This window comes from Frigoribacterium sp. CFBP 8759, assembly GCF_014841655.1.
Classification (GTDB): Bacteria; Actinomycetota; Actinomycetes; order Actinomycetales; family Microbacteriaceae; genus Frigoribacterium.
This window is the reverse complement of record NZ_JACYUH010000004.1, coordinates 16,153-36,340: the sequence shown is the minus strand read 5'-3', so window position 1 is coordinate 36,340 and position 20,188 is coordinate 16,153. Positions and strand designations below refer to the sequence as shown.

Genomic DNA, 20,188 nt, shown 5'->3' with positions numbered 1-20,188 from the left:
GGTCGCCTCCGCCCACCGCCTACCCTGGTCGGATGCCCCAGGACGAGTCCCCGACCCCGCCGAGCGACGAACTCACGCACGGGGTGGGCCCCTGGCCCGGCGGCGAGGAGGCCTGGCCCGAGGGGGACCACTTCGACCCCGAGCTGCTGCGCGAGGGTGACCGACGCAACGTGGTCGACCGCTACCGGTACTGGACGATGGAGGCCGTCGTGGCCGACATCGACGCGCACCGGCACGGCTTCCACGTCGCCGTCGAGAACTGGCAGCACGACATGAACATCGGGTCGATCGTGCGCAGCGCCAACGCCTTCGCCGCGGACACCGTGCACATCATCGGTCGCCGCCGGTGGAACAAGCGGGGGGCGATGGTCACCGACCGGTACCAGCACGTGCTGCACCACCCCGACGTCGAGACGTTCCTGGCGTGGGCCCGTGAGCAGCGCCTCCCCGTCCTCGCCGTCGACAACGTCGAGGGGTCGGTGCCGATCGAGACGTTCGACCTGCCCGAGCGCTGCGTCCTCGTCTTCGGGCAGGAGGGGCCGGGCCTGTCGCCCGAGGCGCTCGCGGCGGCCGAGGCCGTGCTCGAGATCTCGCAGTTCGGCTCGACGCGCAGCATCAACGCCGCGGCGGCCGCCGCCGTGGTGATGCACTCGTGGGTCGTGCGTCACCGCTTCTGACCCCTCGTGTCGGTCGACCGTTGACCTGACTCATATTTCACACCTATACTCTTGATGATCGGTCTGAGGGTCGATCACTTCCTGTCTCCCGAACAGAAGCGAGAGTGCTCCGTGCCGTCGTCCGCCCCGTCCCCCGCCGCCGACGGCTCCCGCTCGGCGCCCCGGGTCCTGCTCGTCGCGGCGCCGTTGATGGCCCGCAGCGGGGTCTACCGCTCGACCCACGACCTGGTCGCCGAAGCGCGGGGCCGGGGGTTCGACTGGCGAGCCGTCGTGGGACTGCGCCCGACGGCTGGCGGCACGGTCGCGACCACCCCCGGCGTCCGCGAGGTGACGGTCCATGCGCACGGTCGCGCGGTCGTCGACGAGGTCGCCGGTCTCGTGACGAGCGCCCCCGAGGCCGATGCCGCGGACGTTGTCGTCACGCTCGTCACGCAGAGCGACGTCGCCCTCGCCCGGCTGCGCCGTCACGGGTCCACGCCCTGGGTGGCGTGGGTCCGCGGACTGCCGTGGCCCGCTCCCGGTGAGCAGGCGCGCCTCCGTCGGGTCGCCCTCCGCCTCGTCGAGGGTCGCGCCCTCCGCGGGGCCGACGACGTCTGGGCGACGACGCCGGTCCTCGCCGACGAGGTGGCGCGGGCGCGCCGGCCCCACCTCGTCCCGGCCGGCATCCGTCTCTCGGCCCGCAGCTCGTGGGGCGAGGCGGCCACGCCTCTCGTCTGGGCGGCCCGGTTCGACGTCGACAAGCGGCCTGCGGCGTTCGTCGACCTCGCGGCACGGGCGGGCGTCCCCGGCCGCCTGCACGGGCAGGGTCCGCTCGAGGACCGGCTCCGCGCCTCCTTGCCCGACGGCGTGACCATGCCCGGGTGGGTCGACCCGGCGAGGCTGTGGGACGACGCCGGACTCTTCGTCGGGACGGCCTCACGAGAGGCCTTCGGCCGCAGCGCCGTCGAGGCCGCCGCCGCGGGCGTGCCCGTCCTGCTGGGTGACAGCTACGGTGCCGCACCCCTCCTCGTGACCGACCCCGACCTGCGACGACGACTCGTCCTGCCCGTGGGCGAACCCGACCGGTGGCTGTCCGCCGTCCGCGACCTGACCGCCGACCGCGCGCTGCGCCGGACGGTCTCGGACCACGTCGCCGCGAACGCCTCGCTCCTGTCCGTCGGTGCGTCGGTCGACGCCGTGGTCGACCGGCTGTCCCGGCTCGGCATCACGGCGGCCGCCCGATGAGCGGCCCGTCCGGTCGTCCGACCCGAGCGCCTCGCCCCGGCACCGCTCCGCTCCGGGTCCTCCAGTACGGGGTGCACGACACGGGCTACCCCCGCAACGTCCGCGTGCGGGCCCATCTCGAAGGACGGCTCGGCGCGTCGGTCGTCGTCGCGCCGCGGTCGCGTGCCGCGGGTCGGCTGCGTCGTGCGATCGAGGACGTCCGCTCGCTCGTCCGGGGCGCCCGGCGCGCCGACGTCGTCCTGCTCTCCGAGTTCCGGCTCAGCCACGCGCCGCTCGCGTGGCTCGTCGCCCGTCTGCAGGGTGCCGCTCTCGTCGTCGACGGGTTCGTCGGTCTCCACGAGACCGCGGTCGACGACTGGCGGCGGGTCTCCCCGGCATCGCCCGCGGCCCTCCGGTTCCGTGTGCTCGACGCCGCGGCCGTGAGGTGCGCGGATCTCTACCTGATCGACACCGAGCCACGGGCCGCCGAGATCGTCCGGCGCCACGGCCCCTCGGCGACGGTCGTCCCCCTCGCCGTCGGTGCCCCGACCTGGGCCACCCGGCAGCCGCCCGCTCCGCCTCACGACGCGCTCCGGGTCTTGTACTACGGGGGGTACATCCCCCTCCACGGCGTCGATCTCGTCGTCGACGCCCTCACACTGATCGGGGCCCGTCGCCGGGTCGAGGTCGTCCTCGTCGGCGACGGTCCCGCCCGCCGGGCCGTCGAGGCCCGGGTCCGTCGAGCGGGCCTCGGCGACCGGTGCACCTTCGTCGACGCGGTGCCCGAGGGCGAACTCCTCGCCCACATCGCCCGGGCCGACGTCGTCCTGGGGGTCTTCGGCTCCTCGGCCAAGGCCCGCGGCGTCGTGGCGAACAAGGTCTGGCAGGGGCTGGCGTGCGGTCGGACCGTCGTCACCCAGCGATCGAGCGCCCTCGACGACGTCCGGTGCGCGGCAGGGGGCCTGCTCGTCCAGACCGAGCCGGCCAGCGCCTCCTCGATCGCCGACGCGTTGGTGGGGGCCCCGCTCGCCCACCAGGCGGAGTCGCCGCGCGACGTCGCCGAGCGCCTCGAGTCGGTGGTGCAGAGATCGTACGACCGGTTCACGGACCACCTGTCGGCCCTCGGCCCTCGGCGGGTCCACTCGTGAGGGGATTCGGGCGGCAGGTCGGCCGTCTCGCCCTCCACCTGCTCGTGCCGGCCCTCGGTGCGGCCGCCCCGCTGGCCGTGATCCCCGCGATCACCTCGACCCACGGGGCGTCGGGCTGGGCGGCGGTGGCCGTCGGCCTGTCCGTCGGCATCGCCACGGCGGTCGTCGCCGAGCTCGGCTGGAGCATCGTGGGCCCGCAACGCGTCGCCCGGGCGACCCGGCCACCCGGTGACCTCTTCGCCACCGCATCGGCCAGCAAGCTCGTCGCCACCGCCGTCCTGCTGCCCGTCGCGGCGGCCGTGACGCTCGCCGTCGTGGACGAGCACCGCCCGGCGGCCGCGCTCGTCTCCGTGGGTGTCGCGCTCGGCGCACTCAGCCCGACCTGGTACTTCATCGGCCTCGGGCGCCCGCTGTTGGTCCTCGTCGCCGAGACGTCGCCGCGCGTGCTGGTCTCGCTGGTCTCGGCCGTCGCGATCGCCGCCGGTGCGCCGCTCGAGGTCTACGGCGCCGGCATGGTCCTCGCTGCCGTCGTCACGTTCGGCGTCGCGCCTCGTCTCGGGGGCGCCCGTCTGCCCGGGGCGGACGACTTCCGCGCGGTCCCGGCCGTCGTGCGCTCCCAACTCGTCCTCGTGCTCGGGAGGGGCGTGGCGACGACCTACAAATCCCTGCCTGTGGCCCTGCTGGGCGCCGTCTCGCCCGGTTCCGTCGCCGGATTCGCCGCGGTGGACCGACCCTTGCGCATGGGGCTGCAGGTCGTGTCCGCGATTCCCGACCGCCTGCAGACGTGGGTGGGCGTGCCCTCCGCCGAACTCGCGCACCGTCGCAGCCTGGTCTCCCTCGGTCTCAACGCCGGGCTCGGTCTCGTGGTCGGCGTCGGTTTCGCGCTGTCCATGCCGGCCGTCGCCGTCGTCCTCTTCACGGGCGCCGTCCCGGTGTCGCCCGACCTCGCCCTGGCGGGCGGCGTGCTCATCGCCGTCATCTGCACGTCTCGTGGCGCCGGCCTCGCCCTGGTCAGTGCAGGGCGCCACGCCCAGACGACGACGGCGTCGATCGCGTCGGCGGTCGTCGGCGTTCCGGGAGTCCTCGTGCTCGGGGCCCACCACGGCGCGCTGGGTGCCGTGTCGGCACTCGTGTCGGCCGAGGCCGTGGGGCTCGTCGTCCAGCTCGTCGTCCTCGCGCGGTCGGGCCGCGCCTTGTCCGTGTCGGCCGTCGAGCCCGCCGCCGAGCCCGCCCCGGTCGGTCCGTCGAGTCCGGACGCTCGAGGGGAGGCGTCCCGATGATCATCGTCCTCGCCGGTGCCGTCGCGGCGGCCCTGGTCGCATTCGTCGGCGGGTTGCTCCTGCCGGCCGACCGGCGACGAGGCGCGGCGCTCGTCGTCGCCTTCGCCGTCCTGATCTCGACGACGTCGGGTTCCGCGCCCGACATCGTCCGCCACGCCGCCGTGGCCGCCGTGGCCGGCGTCTCGGTGGCGGCACTCGTCTCGCCCCGGTCGTGGTCGATCGGCCGCCCTCGGGCCACACTGGCGACGACCGCGTTCTTCGCCTTCTCGATCGTCTGCGTGCTGGCGCTCGCCCCGTCGACGATCGTCCTCATGGCCGAGCTCGCGGCGATCGGGGTCGCGATCTCGTGGCTCGTGTCGACGTCGTCGTCCCGCGACCTCCTCGTGTTCGTCCGCGGTCTCGTCGTCCTCGGCCTCGCGCAGGTCGTGGTCGGAGTCGTCGAGCTCACGATCACCCATCGTCCGATCCCCTTCGGGTACAAGGTCCTTGCGACGGGCCGCTCGTTCGTCAGCGACAACAAGATCCTGCCCGGTGGTCTCGTCCGGGTCGAGGGCACCCTCGGCCACCCCATCCCGTACGCCGTGTTCCTCGCGGTCTGCCTGGTCCTCGTCCTCGTCGCGCGGCGGACCTTCCCCGTCTGGTTCCCGCCGTTCGCCGTCCTCGTGCTGTCGGCGGGCATCCTGCTGTCGGGAAGCCGAAGCGTCGTCGCCGCCGTCCTCCTCGCCGTGACCTACGTCCTGATGACCTCCGAGGCGCGGTCCCGGGCCGCGAAGATCGTGCTGACGATGCTCGGGGCGGTCGCGGGTGCCGCCGCCCTGGCGTCCGAGATCGTCGACGCGGTCGGGACGCTCGTGGCATCCGGCTCGTACGAGAACCGGATGGGGGCGGTCCGATCGGTCCCCGGACTCCTCGCGCGGCCCGCGCTCGAGGCATTGGCCGGCAGCGGCTTCGGAAGCGAGGCCGAGCTGTACGCCCGTGGCCTCCTGCCCCAAGAGGGGTTCACGGTCGTGGACAACCAGCTCGTGACCACGCTCGCCACGTTCGGGATCGCCGGGATCGTCTCGCTGGTGGCGGCGCTCGTCGTCGGGTTCGTCCACGCCTCCCGGACGGGGCGGGCAGTCCTCGTCGTCATGATCGTCACCCTCTTCTCGTTCGACTACTTCGTCTGGTTCTCGACGTCCGCGATCTTGTGGGCCTTCTGCGCCTTGCAGGACCGTCCCGGCGACGACCGAGCCGCGCTGGACCCGTCCGGGGCGCACCCGTCAGGGTCGCACCGGGGTCGCGACGACCGCGTCCTCGGCGACGCGTCGGACCGGCCCGGCGTCGTCGGCGGCACCCTCACGGCAGCCCGCTGAGCGAGCGGGACCGTCCCCGTCGCGGGACCGTCCCCGTCGCGGGACCGTCCTCGTTGCGGGACCGTCCCGCCGCACGGTCGTCCCCGGTGACGACGAAGCGCCCCGACGACCAGGTCTTCGGGGCGCTCCGTCGGAGGCGGTCGGGGCGGGGTCAGGCTCTCAGGGCTCGCCCGAGGTAGGCGAGGACGTCGTTCGTCGCATCGACGATCTGGGCGGTCGACTTCGCGTACACGTCGGCTCCGAGCCCGAAGGGGTCGACGACGTCGTCCTCGTCGGGCGTGACGAGGGCGCCGGAGCCGCGGTGCGCCGCCGCGAGGGCGACGACCCGGTCCAGTCGCTCGGCGGGGTCCGGGGTCGATGCGATCGCGCGTGCCGTCTCGTGGAGATCGACGAGACGGCTCAGGCGTGCGAACTCCCGCAGGGTGAAGGTCGTGCGGTTCGCCCTCGGCACCAACGACACGACGGCCCGGCGGTGTTCCCGGGCGAGGGCCAGGACGAGGGGAGCGCGACCCACCACGTCGGCCGTCAGCTGACGGGCACGATGGGCCGACAGGTCGAGGCCGAGGGACTCGGCGGCCTTCAGGGTGGGGCGGGGCGGCGGTTCACCCACCAGGGCCGACGTCCCGAAGCTCTCGACGGCCGCGGACGTGGCACTGCGCACGAGTGCGGCGGCCAACGGTGAGCGGCAGATGTTCCCGGTGCACACCATCACGAGGGGCGGGATGGTCATCGGGCCGCCGCCGTCGAGGCAGGGACCGAGTTCTCGGTCACCGAACCGTAGTAGCCCCCGTAGGCGCCGTACCCGTAGGCACCGAGGCCCTTCGTCGGGGCCATCGTGAGGACGACCCCCAGGGTGCGGCTGCCGATCTCGGAGACGGCGGCGAGGGCCTGCTTCAGCTGGTGGCGCGACGATCGCTGGGCCGCGGTCGCGACGATCACGCCGCTCACGCAGCGGCTGAGGACGGCGGCGTCGGTCACCGGCAGCAGGGGCGGGGTGTCGATGATGACGAAGTCGTAGTCGACCTCGACCGTCGAGACGAGGCTCGCCATGGCGAGCGAGCCGAGCAGTTCGCTCGGGTTCGGGGGAACGGTGCCCGAGGGCAGCACGTGGAGGCCCAGGCGTCCCCACGGCTGCACGACGTCGACGAGTTCTGCCCGCCCGACGAGCAGGTCGGTCAGTCCGACGGCGCCCTCGAGGCCCATGACCTCGGCGACGCGGGGCCGGCGCAGGTCGGCGTCGACGAGCAGCACCGAGGCACCGGTCTCGGCCAGGCAGACGGCCAGGTTCGCCGCCGTCGTCGACTTGCCCTCGCCGGGCATGGCCGACGTGACGATGAAGGTCCGGCTGCGTCCCTCGAACGAGACGAACTGGAGATTGGTGCGGAGGGCGCGGTAGGACTCGGCGAGTGGGCTGCGCGGATCGTTGTTGACGACCAGCGGGGCCGAGGAGGCTTCTGTGTGGAAGCCGATGCCACCGAGCAGCGGCGCGTTCGTCACCCCCTCGACGTCGGCCTTGCTGCGGATGCGCGTGTCGAGGGTGTTGCGGAGGAGGGCCAGGGCCGTGCCCGACAGGATGCCCAGGCCGAGGGCCAGGCTGATCCAGAGGACGGGCTTGGGGTTGGCCGGGCTCGTCGGCACGACGGGAGCGTCGATGGACTCGACGGTGACCAGCCCGCTGCCGCCGCCCACGGGTTGTTCGAGTTGCTCTTCGACCACCTTCTCGAAGCTCGTGGCCACGGCGTCGGCGAGTCGTGCGGCCTGCGCGGGGTCGCCGTCGGTGACCGAGATGTCGATCAACGACGTGTTCACCGGGCTGGAGGCCGAGATCTTCGAGGCGAGCCCCGCGGGGGTGGTGTCGAGCCCTAGATCGGCGATGACGGGTTCGAGCACCCGACCCGACGTGACGACGGAGACGTACGAGCGCACCTTGGCCTGCGCGGCGCTGCTGCCCTGGACGAGGTCGCCGGCGTCCGACGAGCCGATCGACGAGACCGAGACGAAGAGCTGGGTCGACGACGAGTACGACTTCGCCGTCGCGAGCGACGCGGTCGCCCCGAGCAGCACGGCGCTCAGGGTCACGACGACGATGAGGACCCACCGCGTCCGGACGACGGTGATGAAGGTCTTGAGTTCCATGGAGTTCTTCCCTGCTGAACGGCGTGGTGTCGGATCGGGGGCTGATCGGGTCTAGGACGGTCGGCGGGCCGGCAGGCGGAGCGCGTCGCGGACGACGTCGGCTTTCTGTCGCCACGTGGCGTCGGGAGGGATGGCCCCCGGGAGCCGGGGCACCCGCCCGTCGGAGCCTGCGGCGAGTGCGGCGAGCACCGAGGCGTGCGCGGCGGTGTCGGCGACCGTCACGCCGTCCAGGCCACGCGCCTCGATGCCGCAGACGGCCGTGCTGAGGACGGGCAGACCCGCCGCGCGGTACTCGTAGGTCTTGATGACGTCGCCGCCGACCTCGCGCTCGCCGACGTGGTGGGGCACCCAGCCGACGTCGAAGGTCTGCAGCAGGGCCGGCACGCGGTCGTAGTGCACGTCGCCCAGCAGGGTGACGTTGGGCGAGTCGGCCAGCACCCCGTACTCGGCGTCCAGCACCGGGCCGGCGAACACGAACGACGCGCGGGGCAGGGCGGCGACGGTCGCCAGGATGCCGGCGAGGTCGAGCCTCCGCCCGATCTTGCCCACGTACCCGACGGTGGTCGGGCCGGTCGCCCGGCTCGTGCCGTCGAAGCGGTGGGGGTCGCAGCCGTTGGGCAGCAGGACGACGTCGGTGCGTCCGTGTCGGCGGGCGAGGTCGGCGGTGCCCGCGCCGTTGGCCGTCACGACGTCCGCGAGGGCGAAGGCGGCCGCGTAGGCCTCGTCGACCTCGGCGCGGATGCTCTCGAAGGCGTAGTGCCGGCTCCAGTCGTCCAGCAGGTCGAGGACGACCCGCCGGGGACCGGCGAAGGGATTGGCCGCGACCGGGGCGACGGCGGCGAAGGGGTTCCAGACGAGGGCCGGCACGGATGCCGCCGACGGGGGCAACGAGGGGTAGGCGCGGGCGGACGCGACCCACCAGCGTCGTCGGTCGCGCGGGTCGGGAGCCCGGAGCGTGATCGGGTCGACCGACCGGGTGCCGACGGCCGGTGCCCCGATCGGGCGGCGGCGGGCGATCGAGGTCACGAGGGGCTCCGGCCTCGAGACGACGGTGACCCCGCCACGGCCCGCGAGGTCGTGACCGAGCCATTCGATCAGGTGACCGTCCCGGGTGCGGTAGCCCTCGTCGAGCAGCTTGCGCTGGCCGTGCATCGGGTACGCCAGGAGGGCGGGGGAGTCGAGGGCGGCGCGGCGCGGTCGGGTCGTGGGCACGGTGGTCTTTCGTCGAGAGCTCGCGGGCACCGTGGCGCCCGACACGGCCGATGACCGTGTGTGATATCTCAGTATTGCACGACGAAACGAGTTATACCAGGGTCGCGACGGTCCCCGGGACGGACGTCGGGGATGATGGGGGGATGACCGCAACGAACCTGCTCGGCGTGCCCGAGACCCGCCTGCCCGCCGAACCCGACGTCGTCGCCGACCTCGAGACGCTGACGACGGCCGAGGTCGTCGTCGCCCACCCCACGTCGTCGCTCGCCTGGGCGCTGCTCAGCGACGAGGCCGACGCCCGCGGCGCCGAGCTCGAGGCCTACGCCTATGCCCGCGTCGGCTACCACCGCGGGCTCGACGCGCTGCGCAAGGCGGGGTGGCGCGGACAGGGCCCCGTGCCGTGGTCGCACGAACCCAACCGGGGCGTGCTGCGGTCCCTCTTCGCCCTCCGGCGAGGTGCGGCCGCCATCGGCGAGGTCGACGAGGTCGAACGCCTCACGACGTTCCTGCACGACGCCGACCCCGCCGTGCTTCCCACCCTCGAGACCCGCATCGACTAGCGGCGCGACCGCGCGAGGACGCAGGAGGCGCGGGTCACGCGACCCGCGCCTCCTGCGTCCTCGGCGGAAGCGGCGGTCTCAGCCGATCAGCGAGGGCCGCAGGTCGCGCATCGTGCGCGCCCGCGTCATGCGGGAGGTCGCGACCCAGGTCAGCACGAGCGCGCCGAGCAGCCAGGCCGCCAGCACGCCGGCGTCGCCCCAGGCCGCGGCCGAGCTGCCGCCGTACATCACCTGGCGCAGGCCGTCGGTGGCGTAGCTCATCGGCAGCACGAAGTGGAGGGCTGCGAGCGGGGCGGGCAGGGTCTGCCACGGGAAGGTCCCGCCGGCCGTGACGAGCTGCACGACCATCAGCACCAGGCCGAGGAACTGCCCGACGCTGCCGAGCCAGACGTTGAGCGTCATGATGATCGCCGCGAACGCCGCCGAGGCGAGGGCCATCAGCCCGATCATGCCGAGCGGGTGGGCGACCTCGAAGCCGAGCGCCTGCGTGACGATGACGTAGAGCGCGACCATCTGCACGACGCCGAGCACCACCGGGGCCAGCCAGCCGGCCAGCGAGATGCGCACGGGGGCCTTGACGGCGGTGATGGCCCGCTTCGAGATCGGCTTCACGATCAGGAACAGCGCGTACATGCCGATCCAGGCCGCGAGGCTGATGAAGAACGGTGCCAGTCCCGCGCCGTAGGTGCCGGCACTCGTGAGGGCGGCGTCCTTGACCGCGACCGGGTCGCTGATGGCGCTCGCCTGGTCGTCGCGCGTCCGGTCGGTGCTCGCGGGGATCTCACCGAGTCCGCTCTGCAGCCCGTCGCGGAGCTGGGTGGTGCCGGTGTCGAGGCTGACGACGCCGTCGCGCAGCGAGGTGGACCCGCTGCTCAGGGTGTCGAGACCGGTCGCGAGGGTCGAGGCGCCCGTGGCGGCGCTCGCCGCGCCCGTGGCGAGTTGCGACGAGCCGGTCGCGGCCGACGAGATGCCCTGGGTCAGGGCCGGTGTGGCGGCGGCCAGGGTCGCGGCACCGGTCGAGACCTGGTCGGCACCCGTGGCGAGCTGCCCCACCTGGGTGTTCAGCCCCTGGATCTGGGTGTTCGCGTCCTGGAGGGCGGTGGTCAGCGACTCGGTCGCGGGGGCGAAGGTCGCGGCGATCTGCTGGATCTGCTCGTCGGTGTAGCCCTGCTGGCGCAGGGCTTCGGCGATCTGCTGCTGCGCCTGCTGCTGCGCGGCGGGCAGGCCGGCCGCGGCCGTCGCGCTCGTCGTGGCCGCGTCGGCCACGCCGGTGGCCAGGGCGTCATTGCCGGCCGCCACCTGGGCGGCACCGTCCGCCAGGGTCTGGGTCTGCGCGGGCAGGTCCGTCGTCTGGGTCTTCAGCGTCTGCAGTCCCGTGTCCAGCGCGGACGCCCCCGAGCTGAGCTGGCTCGTCCCGTCGGCGAGGGTGTGGGCCCCGGTCGCCGCGTCGGCCGCACCGTCGGCCAGCTGGTTCGCGCCGGCGACGGCCGAACCGGTGCCGGCGACGAGCTGGTTGGCCCCGTCGACCGCGCTGCCCAGGTTCGTGCGCACGTCGGCCAGGCCGACCAGCAGGCGGCCCGCCGCCTCCTTGCCGACCTTCTCGGTGACCGAGGCCCGGATGGTCTTCGCCGCCTGCTCGGCGATCGTGGACGAGAGGTAGCTGTTGACGTCGCTCGTCGCGAGGGTGATCTGGGCCCGCTTGGGGTCGTCGCCGCTCGCCGAGGTGAGGTCGTCGCTGAAGCCCTTCGGGATCGTGAAGGTGAAGTCGTAGGTCTGGTCGCGCAGGCCCGCCGCGGCCTGGGCGGCCGAGACGACGTGCCAGTCGAAGTCGCCGCCGTCGGTGATCTGGTCGGTGACCTCGTCGCCGTAGTTCACCGTCTCGCCGTCGACCGTGGTGCCCGCGTCGGTGTTCACGAGGGCGGCCGGGACCTGGTCGAGCTTGGCGTACGGGTCCTGGTTGGCCCAGAGGTACAGGCCGCCGTAGAGCAGCGGCACGGTCATCAGCGCGACGAGTGCCAGGCGGGCGAGCGGGGTGGCGGTGAGGCGCTGCAGCTCGGAACGGACGAGGGCGTAGATCTTCACGGCTGGTCGCTTTCGACGGAGGTGTCGGGGGTGGCGGCGACCGCGGTGTCGTCGGGGGAGGAAGGAGGGGCGGTGTCGGTCTCGGGTACGGCGTCGGTCCCGGCCGCGGCGAACTCGGGCGTGGGCAGCGACTCGATCGTCGCGAGGGCCGCGAACCCGGTGATGGTCAACACGGTGTAGTCGCGGCCGACGAGGTCGTGGACGACCGAGAGCCAGGCGGCGACGTCGCCCCCGTGACGTTCGGGGGTGGTCACGATCAGTCCTCGCACCTCGGGGCGCAGCACCGCCAACTCGCAGAGGAGACGGACGCGCAGCTCGGTGGGCAGGGCGCTCAGGCGGGTCCGCTCGTGCTCGCCCAGCCCGATTTCCGCGAGCAGCAGACGAGCCGCGGCCTTGTCGGCGCGGAGCCCGGCGAGGGCGAGCTCTTCGCGAGCGACCTGGACGACCGTGAGGGCCGCGAACGGTTCGGCGACGGTGGGTGTGTCGACGAGGGCGAAGGAGGCGCGGATCGCCGCGTCGTCCGCCCGACCGTCGATCGTCACCCGTCCGGTCTCGGGGCGCATGCGGCCCCCCGCGACGAGTGACGCCAGGGTGGGCGCATTCTCGGTCTCGACCGCGACGAAGCCCGGGACCCAACGGTCGGCGACCGCGCCGAGCCGGGGGAGTGCCGCGCCGGGGCCGTCGCCGATCGCGACGTCGTGCAGTTCGAGTCTCATGCGAGTTCTCCGGTCGGGGGCATCGAGGAGGCGCCGGTCGCCGGTTCGGGAGGGAGCGCGAGTTCGGGGGCGGTCGCGACGAGGTCGCCGGCGGTGCGCCAGTCGAGGCCGACGACGCCGAGCACCGCCAGCATGACGAGCCGGTGGCCCTCGGAGCGGCTGAGCCGCTGCGTCGTGGCCTCGTCGAGCACGGACAGGGCGGCGCCTTCCACCAGGTGGGCCAGCGTGTGGGGAGCGATGTCGTCGCGCATGCGTCCGGATTCCACGCCACGACGGACGACGTCGCGGACGGTCTTCCGCAACGGGGCGAGCGCCTCGCCGACCTCGTGGGCCATCGGGCCGCGCACGGTCAACTGCGCCATGACGCGCACGTGCTCGACCTCGGCCCAGAGTCGGGCGGCCAGGGAGGCGAGTTGCACGACCGGGTCCGCGATCGGTGCCGGTCTCGCGGCGACGCCGATGCGGGCGGCACCGCGCAGGCTGACCTCGCGCACGAGGTCGTCCCGCGTGGCGAAGTGGCCGTAGACCGAGCGTCGGGACAGGCCAGCCTCGGCGGCGATGGCCTCGAGCGACACGGACGGGTCGCGGTTGAGAAGCAGTGCCGCGGCGGAGATCAGTGCGTCGCGGTTCGCGGTGGCGTCGCGGCGTGGCGCACGGGTGGCGCGGACGGGGTCATCGGCGGCAGGCATGACCCGATCGTACGATCTTGCACACCTTTGTGCAAGTTATTTGCCGGGGGATCGTCGGTCAGCGCGAGCGGGGCAGGGTCGCTCGCAGCGCCTCCTCGTAGGCGTCGCAGACGGACTGCCAGGTGTAGGCGTCCGCGGCACGAGAAAGGGCCGCCGCGCTGAGGCTTTCCTGCTCGGCCGGATCGTCGAGCAGCGCGGTGACGGCGGCGGCGATGGCGGCGGGCTCGGGCGCCACGAGGGTGCCGGCTCCGTCGAGCACCTCGCGGTTGTAGACGGTGTCGCGCGCGACGACGGGCGCCCCCGCGAACATGGCCTGCACCAGCGCCGGGTTCGTGCCGCCGACGCTGTGGCCGTGGAAGTAGGCCCCGGCGTGCTGCCAGAGGGCGTGCAGACGATCGTCGTCGCTGACGTGGCCGAGCCAGGTCACGCGGTCGTTCGCCTCGGCCAGTCCGCGCACGAGCTCGTCGAGTTCGCCGCCGTAGCCGGTCGAGCCGACGATGACCACGTCGTGCCGCTCGGCGATCGAGCGGGCCGCCTCGACGAACTCGACGACGGTGTTCTCGGGGACGAAGCGCGCGACGACCAGGGCGTACCCGCGGTGTCGCTGGCCCGGCTCGACCGGCAGGTCGCGGACCGGGTCGCCGCCGTAGGGGATGAAAAGGCCGTCCACGCCGAAGTCGGCCTGCCAGCGCCGGACGATCTCGCGGGCGTCGCAGATCAGCCCGTTCGCGAAGCGCGCGCTGGCCTTGGCTCCGAGACGGAACACCGTCTTGGCCGCGCGTCCCCACTTGGCACGCTCCCACTCGATGCCGTCGACGTTGACCAGGACGGGGATGCCGCGCAGCCTGAGCAAGGGCAGCCAGAAGCCGTTGGCCACGTTCATGACGAGGGCCGCGTCGGGCCGGCGCACGAGGGCGTCCAGCACGGCGGTGAGGCCGTAGCTCAGGGTGCTGAGCGATTTGCTCTCGACGCCCTTCGTCAGGCGGGAGGTGACCCGACGGTCGCGGGCGGGGTCGTCGTCGCGGGTCGACCCGTCGCGACCGTAGACCGTGACGTCCCAGCCGGCGTCGACCAGGGCGGGGGCGATCCGGCGCACCGCGGTCTCGAACCCGCCGTAGTAGCTGGGGTAGCCGCGGGTGCCGATGACGGCGACCGACGGTCGATCGGTCGCCGAGCGGCGGGGGCGCAAGGGGCGGGCAGTCATCGAGGTCGATCCGTTCGGCCGGTCTTCAGAGCAATGCTCGTAATATACCGGATTCCTGCCCTCTGCTGGTGCCGCCGGGTCGGCCGCCCGACGGGACGGGGCGCGTCGGTGCTCGCGATGCGAACGCCGACGCGCCGGGCTCTAGCCCCGAGCGCCCATCAGGTGCTCGAGGGCGAGCTGCTGCAACCGCACGAAGCCGTACCCGTGTCCACCGAAGTGGGCGTCGGCGTCGAAGTCCTCGTAGGAGGCGCGGTCGGCGAGCAACTGCTCGTAGCCTTCACCGTCGGCGAGGGTGTTCACCGAGAGCTCGGCGACCTGGCTGGCGGCCAGGGCCTCCTGCACCTCGGGGTCGGCGCGGAAGGCCTGCGCGCGCTCCTTGAGGAGCAGGTACATCCGCATGTTGGCGGCCGCGGACTCCCACACGCCGTCGATCGTCTCGGTGCGCGAGGGCTTGTAGTCGAAGTGACGCGGGCCGTCGTAGGTCGGTCCGCCCTGGGGCGAGCCGTGCTCGAGCAGGTCGACGAGCGAGAAGGCGTTCTGGAGGTCGCCGTGGCCGAACACGAGGTCCTGGTCGTACTTGATGCCGCGCTGGCCGTTGAGGTCGATGTGGAAGAGCTTGCCCTGGTAGAGCGCCTGGGCGATGCCGGCCGTGAAGTTCAGTCCGGCCATCTGCTCGTGACCGACCTCGGGGTTCACGCCGGCCATCTCGGGGTGCTCGAGCGTCTCGATGAACGCGATGGCGTGACCGAGGGTCGGCAGCAGGATGTCGCCGCGGGGCTCGTTGGGCTTGGGCTCGATCGCGAAGCGCAGGTCGTAGCCCTTGTCGAGCACGTACTGCGAGAGCATGTCGACGCCCTCCTTGTAGCGCGAGAGGGCGGCTTGCACGTCCTTCGCGCTGTCGTACTCGGCGCCCTCGCGGCCACCCCACATGACGAAGGTCTTCGCGCCGAGCTCGGCGGCGAGGTCGATGTTGCGGAGCACCTTGCGCAGGGCGAAGCGTCGCACGCCACGGTCGTTCGAGGTGAAGCCGCCGTCCTTGAAGACGGGTGCGCTGAAGAGGTTCGTGGTGACCATCGGCACGACGATCCCGGTCGCGTCGAGGGCGCCCTTCAGGCGGTCGATCTGCTTCTGGCGCTCGGCGTCGGTCGAGCCGAAGGCGAACAGGTCGTCGTCGTGGAAGGTCAGGCCGTACGCGCCGAGGCGGTCGAGGTTCTCGACGGCCTCGACGACGTCGAGCTGCGGGCGGGTCGGGCCGCCGAAGGGGTCCGAGCCGTTGTAGCCGATCGTCCAGAGGCCGAACGAGAACTTGTCTTCGCGGGTGGGGGTGGTGGACATCGGTGTCCCTTCCAGGGTCGAGCGGTCGGTCGCGTGGGGCGATCCCGCCCCGACGCGAATGTTGTGAGCCTCAACATATCCCGTCCTTCGTCGATTCGGAAGAGGTCTGGGCCATTTGTCGCGGGCTCCCACAAAAGACTTGCGCGCCCCGTCGCGGCTGACGTAGTGTCTCGACCCGCGGCAGTCGAAGCGCTTCCGCACCCGTTCGGCAACCGACAGCGAGGTCATCATGACGACGATCCACGACGTGGCCCAGGCCGCCGGTGTGTCGATCTCGACGGTCTCGTACGCCCTGTCCGGCAAGCGGTCGATCGCGGCGTCGACCCGGCAGCGGGTCACCGACGCCGTCGAGCGGCTCGGCTACCGGCCGCATGCCGGAGCCCGCATGCTCGCCGGTGCCCGGACCAACATCCTGGCGCTCAGCGCGCCGATCCGGCCCGACAACCACCAGCCCACCCAGATGCGGTTCGTCACCGCCGTCGTCGAGGCGGCCCGTCGTCGGGACTACGACGTGTTGCTCCTCGCCACCGACGACGAGGTGTCCGGCATCCGGCGCGTGGCCTCGAGCTCGCTCGTCGACGGCGTCGTCGCGATCGGCGTCGCGACCGTCGACGAGCGCGTCGACCTCGTGCGCGAACTCGACCTGCCGGCCGGGTTCATCGGCATCCCGCAGGGCGTCGACGACCTCGCCTGCATCGACCTCGACTTCGCGGCCGCATCCGCCGAGAGCGTCGACCGTCTGGCCGACGCCGGGCACCGGACCATCGGCGTCATCGGTCACCCGGCCTCGTACGGCGAGCGCGACACCGGCTTCATCCGACGTTTCGACGACGCCTTCGCGGGCCGGGCCGACAGCCGCGGCGTCGAGACGCTGACCGTGGCGGCGGACCTCGGGCGGGCGTCGGCCGTCAGGGCGTTCGACGACCTCCGCGAGAGGCTGCCCGGCATGACCGCGCTCGTGCTGCACTGCAGCGAGCCCACCGCCGAGGCCGTCCTCCAGCGCGTCCGCCGCCTCGGGCTCGAGATCCCCCGCGACCTCTCGGTGCTGGCGGCCTGTGCCAGCTACCCCGCCGACGAGTTCGAGCCGGCCCTCGACACCATCCCGCTGCCGATCGACGAGATGTGCTCGCGGGCGGTCGGGGCCGCCTTCGAGCGGATCGACGGTCGTCTCGACACGGGCGTCGAGTTGATCGCGCCCACCTACCTGGCGAAGGGCTCGGTCTCCGGGCCGGCCCGCGCCTCCTGAACCCCCACCGACCGCACCACCGCACCATCGCACCACCGTCATCCGACGGCCAGATCACATCGCTCCACGCTGATCGTCGAAACGCTTCGACGATCGGCATGGGGCCTCTACGAGGAGGTAGACACATGAAGAAACGACGCATCGTCGCCGTCGGGACGGCCCTCGCGGCCACCGCGGCGCTGCTGACCGGATGCTCGGCAGGCAGCTCGGGGTCGTCCGACCCCGACGTGCTGAAGCTCTGGCACTTCGAGAGCGAGACCAGCGCCATGGGCATCGCCTGGGACCAGGCGATCGCCACCTTCGAGGAAGAGACGGGTGCGAAGGTCGAGTTCGAGGAGAAGAGCTTCGAGCAGATCCGCTCGACCGCGAGCCAGGTGCTCAACTCGAACGAGGCGCCCGACATCCTCGAGTACAACAAGGGCAACGCCACGGCGGGCCTGCTCGCGAGCCAGGGGCTGCTCGCGAACCTCGACGACGCCGTCGACGAGTACGGCTGGGACGACGACCTCGCCCCGTCGATCGCGACGACCTCGAAGTACGACGAGCAGGGCGTCATGGGCTCGGGCAGCTGGTACGGCATCCCGAACTACGGCGAGTACGTCGAGGTGTTCTACAACAAGGACGCCTTCGCCGAGCAGGGCATCGCGGTGCCCACGACGTACGACGAGTTCGAGGCGGCCCTGCAGACCTTCGCCGACGCCGGCATCACGCCGCTCGCCGAGGCCGGTGGCGAGTACCCGCTCGGGCAGTTGTTCTACCAGCTGGCCCTCTCGAAGGCCGACCGTTCGTTCGTCGACGACTACCAGCTCTACGAGGGCGACGTCGACTGGCAGGGCCCCGAGCTGACCTACGCCGCCGACAAGCTGAAGGAGTACGTCGACAACGGCTGGATCTCGAAGGACGTCACCGGCATCAAGGCCGAGGACATGGGCACGACCTTCATGAGCGGCGGGGCGCCGATCATGGTCTCCGGCAGCTGGTGGGCCGGGCGGGTCGCCGACGAGGCGACCTTCGACTGGGGCACGTTCCTGTTCCCCGGAAGCGACATGGCACCCGGGTCGGGCGGCAACCTCTGGGTCGTCCCCGAGAACGCGGCCAACAAGGACCTCGCGTACGAGTTCATCGACATCACGATGCGCCCCGAGATCCAGAACCTCATCGGCAACAACGGCGGCGTACCGGTCAAGGCCGACCCGGCCGACATCACCGACCCGAAGAGCCAGGAGCTGATCGCGAACTTCAACACCCTGCTCGACCGCGACGGCCTGGCGTTCTACCCGGACTGGCCCACGCCGACCTTCTACGACCAGCTGGTCGCCGGCACCCAGGAGCTCGTCAACGGCACCACCACGCCGGACGAGATGCTCACCACCCTGGGCGACCAGTACCAGAGCGGCGTCGACGACATCACCGGGAAGTAGCCGTGACCTCCCTCGACACCCGCCCCGGTGCCAGGGAGGCGCGCCCCCGTCGCGAGGGCCGACGCACGTCGTCGGCCCTCCCGCCGGAGGAGAGCCTCCTGCCCGGAGCCCGCCGTGCGGGCTTCTGGCTGTACCTGATCCCCGGCTTCGTGCTGTTCGCGGTCGTGATCCTGGTCCCGCTGATCTGGAACGTCTACCTCAGCTTCACCGACTACCGGGGCATCCGCCCGCCGACCTGGGCAGGGCTCGACAACTGGCGCGAGCTGATGAGCGACGACCGCTTCTGGACGTCCTTCCTCAACAGCGTCTTCCTCATCATCGCCATGGTGGTGGTCCCCACCGTGCTGGGCCTCCTGCTCGCCGCGATGCTGTTCGACCTGATCGGCCGGAAGTTCGGCGGCCGTCTGGCGTCGTTCCTGCGGGCGACCTACTACCTGCCGCAGATCCTGCCCGTGGCGATCGCCGCGATCGTCATCGGTTGGATACTCCGACCCGAGAACGGTGCGCTCAACACCGTCCTCGACGCGGTGGGGCTGGGCGCCCTGCAGCACAACTGGCTCGGCAGCCCCGACACCGCGCTGCTCAGCATCATGGTGGTGATGGTCTGGGTGCAGCTCGGCTATCCCGTCGTCATCTTCATGGCCGCACTGCAACGGGTCGACCCCGAGCTGTACGAGGCCGCCGAACTCGACGGCGCCGGCTGGTTCCAGCGGTTCCGGGCGATCACGGTGAGCATCATCCGCCCCGAGATCTTCGTCGTCGTGCTGACCTGCACGATCGCCGCGTTGAAGGTGTTCGGACCGATCTACGCCCTGACCCGCGGCGGCCCCGGCGACTCGACGATCGTGCCGAGCTACTACGCGTACAGCGAGTTCTTCCAGAGCCAGCAGGTCGGCTACGGCGCGACCATCGCGACGGCGCTGACGCTCGTCATCGTCGTCATCACCATCTTCTTCATCCGGGCACAGAACCGGGTCGAACGAGCAGAGAGGGAACGCTGATGGCCACGACCGTCGTGCCGCCGGTGAAAGACGACCGCATCCGTCCCGCGGTGCCCAGCCCGCGCCTCCCGAAGGCCAGGCAACGGGGGCGCAAGAAGACGGCCACCGACTGGCTGATCCTCGCCGCGGCGATCGCCTTCGGCGTGCTGATCGCCCTGCCCTTCCTGTTGATCCTGGTCAACTCGTTCAAGTCGCCCGCCGACTACACGACCGGAGGGCCGCTCAGCCTGCCGACGTCGCTGTACTTCGACGGCCTCGTCGACTTCTGGAACCGCGTCGAGTTCCCGGCGAAGCTCTGGAACAGCTTCGTGATCGCCGGGTTGGTGGCCCTGTTCGCCGTGGTCATCTCGGTGTTCAACGCCTACGCGCTCGGCATCGGCCGGGTGCGCGGTCGCACCTGGATCATCGTGCTGTTCCTGCTCGCGAACATGCTGCCCCAGGAGGCCCTGCTCTACCCGCTGTACTTCATGTTCAAGCAGGTGGGCCTCTACGACAACATCTGGGCGGTCATCATCATCTTCACGGTGATCCAGAGCGCCTTCGGCACCTACCTGCTCTCGAGCGTGTACGGCACGTTCCCGAAAGAGGTCCTCGAGGCGGCGTCGCTCGACGGGGCGAGTCGGTGGCAGATCCTCTGGCGGGTCATCGTGCCGATCAGTCGGCCGACCCTGTCGGTGCTCGCGATCTTCTTCTTCATCTGGACGTGGAACGAGTTCCTCATCCCGCTCACCTTCCTGGTGTCCAACGGCAACCAGACGGTCCCCGTCGCCATCACCGCCCTGCAGGGCGACCGGCTGATGGACGTCACCACGACGAGCGCGTCGGCCCTGCTCGGGTTGATCCCCACGCTCGTCTTCTTCCTGATCTTCCAGCGCACCCTGACCCGCGGCATCACGGCCGGCGCGGTCAAGTGACGCGTTCCA

The 20,188-nt window shown here is 72.0% G+C and carries 18 protein-coding genes; 10 read left to right on the top strand and 8 right to left on the bottom strand.

Translation table 11 applies throughout. From position 1 onward, the window contains the following. Positions 1 to 32: 32 nt before the first annotated feature. The 5 genes from IFT79_RS13935 to IFT79_RS13915 all read left to right on the top strand — a co-directional run bounded on the left by IFT79_RS13935 (position 33) and on the right by IFT79_RS13915 (position 5,663). Entirely contained in the window at positions 33 to 677 is a 645-nt protein-coding gene (locus IFT79_RS13935) for a TrmH family RNA methyltransferase (RefSeq protein WP_056049637.1), read from the top strand. A 111-nt stretch (positions 678 to 788) separates the two neighbouring features. Beyond that, positions 789 to 1,901 (top strand): glycosyltransferase, encoded by a 1,113-nt coding sequence (locus tag IFT79_RS16745; RefSeq protein ID WP_207116412.1) that lies wholly within the window; start codon positions 789 to 791, stop codon positions 1,899 to 1,901. Continuing rightward, positions 1,898 to 3,028 carry a glycosyltransferase gene (locus tag IFT79_RS13925; protein ID WP_123570884.1) on the top strand — a complete coding sequence of 377 codons (1,131 nt, stop codon included), beginning with the start codon at positions 1,898 to 1,900 and terminating at the stop codon, positions 3,026 to 3,028. The genes IFT79_RS16745 and IFT79_RS13925 overlap by 4 nt, the downstream gene beginning before the upstream one ends. Beyond that, on the top strand, positions 3,025 to 4,308 hold the full coding sequence (locus tag IFT79_RS13920; RefSeq protein ID WP_192124872.1) for a hypothetical protein: 1,284 nt from the start codon (positions 3,025 to 3,027) through the stop codon (positions 4,306 to 4,308). Before IFT79_RS13925 ends, IFT79_RS13920 begins: the two co-directional genes overlap by 4 nt. Further along, a complete protein-coding gene (locus IFT79_RS13915; protein WP_192124870.1) occupies positions 4,305 to 5,663 on the top strand; it encodes an O-antigen ligase family protein in 1,359 nt (452 codons plus the stop codon). The genes IFT79_RS13920 and IFT79_RS13915 overlap by 4 nt, the downstream gene beginning before the upstream one ends. A 151-nt stretch (positions 5,664 to 5,814) precedes the next feature. On the opposite strand, the gene IFT79_RS13910 is transcribed toward IFT79_RS13915, so the two are convergent. The 3 genes from IFT79_RS13910 to IFT79_RS13900 are packed head-to-tail and all read right to left on the bottom strand — an operon-like array spanning position 5,815 to position 9,011. Next, positions 5,815 to 6,393 (bottom strand): arsenate reductase/protein-tyrosine-phosphatase family protein, encoded by a 579-nt coding sequence (locus IFT79_RS13910; protein WP_192124868.1) that lies wholly within the window; start codon positions 6,391 to 6,393, stop codon positions 5,815 to 5,817. Beyond that, positions 6,390 to 7,799, bottom strand: a complete 1,410-nt coding sequence (locus IFT79_RS13905; RefSeq protein WP_173154658.1) for a polysaccharide biosynthesis tyrosine autokinase — start codon at positions 7,797 to 7,799, stop codon at positions 6,390 to 6,392. The genes IFT79_RS13910 and IFT79_RS13905 overlap by 4 nt, the downstream gene beginning before the upstream one ends. A 51-nt stretch (positions 7,800 to 7,850) precedes the next feature. Continuing rightward, entirely contained in the window at positions 7,851 to 9,011 is a 1,161-nt protein-coding gene (locus IFT79_RS13900; RefSeq protein ID WP_192124866.1) for a glycosyltransferase, read from the bottom strand. A gap of 143 nt (positions 9,012 to 9,154) precedes the next feature. Here IFT79_RS13900 and IFT79_RS13895 point away from each other — a divergent pair, with 143 nt between their 5' ends. Then, positions 9,155 to 9,571 carry a DUF3151 domain-containing protein gene (locus IFT79_RS13895; protein ID WP_192124864.1) on the top strand — a complete coding sequence of 139 codons (417 nt, stop codon included), beginning with the start codon at positions 9,155 to 9,157 and terminating at the stop codon, positions 9,569 to 9,571. 78 nt (positions 9,572 to 9,649) lie between these two features. On the opposite strand, the gene IFT79_RS13890 is transcribed toward IFT79_RS13895, so the two are convergent. From IFT79_RS13890 to xylA, 5 genes are all read right to left on the bottom strand, one after another. Next, positions 9,650 to 11,653 (bottom strand): YhgE/Pip family protein, encoded by a 2,004-nt coding sequence (locus IFT79_RS13890; protein ID WP_192124862.1) that lies wholly within the window; start codon positions 11,651 to 11,653, stop codon positions 9,650 to 9,652. Then, complete coding sequence (locus IFT79_RS13885; protein WP_192124860.1) at positions 11,650 to 12,369, bottom strand: hypothetical protein; 720 nt, start codon at positions 12,367 to 12,369, stop codon at positions 11,650 to 11,652. Before IFT79_RS13885 ends, IFT79_RS13890 begins: the two co-directional genes overlap by 4 nt. Continuing rightward, the gene (locus tag IFT79_RS13880) at positions 12,366 to 13,058 is read right to left on the bottom strand and encodes a TetR/AcrR family transcriptional regulator (protein WP_192124858.1); all 693 of its coding nucleotides are present in this window, start codon (positions 13,056 to 13,058) and stop codon (positions 12,366 to 12,368) included. Before IFT79_RS13880 ends, IFT79_RS13885 begins: the two co-directional genes overlap by 4 nt. Positions 13,059 to 13,116: 58 nt before the next feature. Further along, positions 13,117 to 14,262, bottom strand: coding sequence for a glycosyltransferase (locus tag IFT79_RS13875; RefSeq protein ID WP_055978255.1), 1,146 nt, complete (start codon positions 14,260 to 14,262; stop codon positions 13,117 to 13,119). Between the two features lie 141 nt (positions 14,263 to 14,403). Beyond that, entirely contained in the window at positions 14,404 to 15,597 is a 1,194-nt protein-coding gene (gene xylA, locus IFT79_RS13870) for a xylose isomerase (protein ID WP_055978258.1), read from the bottom strand. A gap of 229 nt (positions 15,598 to 15,826) precedes the next feature. Here xylA and IFT79_RS13865 point away from each other — a divergent pair, with 229 nt between their 5' ends. The 4 genes from IFT79_RS13865 (at position 15,827) to IFT79_RS13850 (ending at position 20,179) form a co-directional block, all read left to right on the top strand. Then, positions 15,827 to 16,843 (top strand): LacI family DNA-binding transcriptional regulator, encoded by a 1,017-nt coding sequence (locus IFT79_RS13865; protein WP_192124855.1) that lies wholly within the window; start codon positions 15,827 to 15,829, stop codon positions 16,841 to 16,843. Positions 16,844 to 16,968: 125 nt separating this feature from the next. Further along, on the top strand, positions 16,969 to 18,264 hold the full coding sequence (locus IFT79_RS13860) for an ABC transporter substrate-binding protein (RefSeq protein ID WP_192124853.1): 1,296 nt from the start codon (positions 16,969 to 16,971) through the stop codon (positions 18,262 to 18,264). Positions 18,265 to 18,266: 2 nt separating this feature from the next. Further along, positions 18,267 to 19,265, top strand: a complete 999-nt coding sequence (locus tag IFT79_RS13855) for a carbohydrate ABC transporter permease (RefSeq protein ID WP_082454854.1) — start codon at positions 18,267 to 18,269, stop codon at positions 19,263 to 19,265. Further along, positions 19,265 to 20,179 carry a carbohydrate ABC transporter permease gene (locus tag IFT79_RS13850; RefSeq protein ID WP_056049601.1) on the top strand — a complete coding sequence of 305 codons (915 nt, stop codon included), beginning with the start codon at positions 19,265 to 19,267 and terminating at the stop codon, positions 20,177 to 20,179. Before IFT79_RS13855 ends, IFT79_RS13850 begins: the two co-directional genes overlap by 1 nt. The last annotated feature ends 9 nt before the right edge of the window (positions 20,180 to 20,188 follow it).

Excerpts from the sequence above, each read along its gene's own strand:
- IFT79_RS13885 (WP_192124860.1), bottom strand. The coding sequence starts at position 12,369 with ATGAGACTCGAACTGCACGACGTCGCGATCGGCGACGGCCCCGGCGCG.
- IFT79_RS13915 (WP_192124870.1), top strand. The coding sequence starts at position 4,305 with ATGATCATCGTCCTCGCCGGTGCCGTCGCGGCGGCCCTGGTCGCATTC.
- IFT79_RS13860 (WP_192124853.1), top strand. The coding sequence starts at position 16,969 with ATGAAGAAACGACGCATCGTCGCCGTCGGGACGGCCCTCGCGGCCACC.
- IFT79_RS13880 (WP_192124858.1), bottom strand. The coding sequence starts at position 13,058 with ATGCCTGCCGCCGATGACCCCGTCCGCGCCACCCGTGCGCCACGCCGC.
- IFT79_RS13910 (WP_192124868.1), bottom strand. The coding sequence starts at position 6,393 with ATGACCATCCCGCCCCTCGTGATGGTGTGCACCGGGAACATCTGCCGC.
- xylA (WP_055978258.1), bottom strand. The coding sequence starts at position 15,597 with ATGTCCACCACCCCCACCCGCGAAGACAAGTTCTCGTTCGGCCTCTGG.
- IFT79_RS13925 (WP_123570884.1), top strand. The coding sequence starts at position 1,898 with ATGAGCGGCCCGTCCGGTCGTCCGACCCGAGCGCCTCGCCCCGGCACC.
- IFT79_RS13875 (WP_055978255.1), bottom strand. The coding sequence starts at position 14,262 with ATGACTGCCCGCCCCTTGCGCCCCCGCCGCTCGGCGACCGATCGACCG.
- IFT79_RS13895 (WP_192124864.1), top strand. The coding sequence starts at position 9,155 with ATGACCGCAACGAACCTGCTCGGCGTGCCCGAGACCCGCCTGCCCGCC.
- IFT79_RS13905 (WP_173154658.1), bottom strand. The coding sequence starts at position 7,799 with ATGGAACTCAAGACCTTCATCACCGTCGTCCGGACGCGGTGGGTCCTC.
- IFT79_RS13865 (WP_192124855.1), top strand. The coding sequence starts at position 15,827 with ATGACGACGATCCACGACGTGGCCCAGGCCGCCGGTGTGTCGATCTCG.
- IFT79_RS13935 (WP_056049637.1), top strand. The coding sequence starts at position 33 with ATGCCCCAGGACGAGTCCCCGACCCCGCCGAGCGACGAACTCACGCAC.
- IFT79_RS13850 (WP_056049601.1), top strand. The coding sequence starts at position 19,265 with ATGGCCACGACCGTCGTGCCGCCGGTGAAAGACGACCGCATCCGTCCC.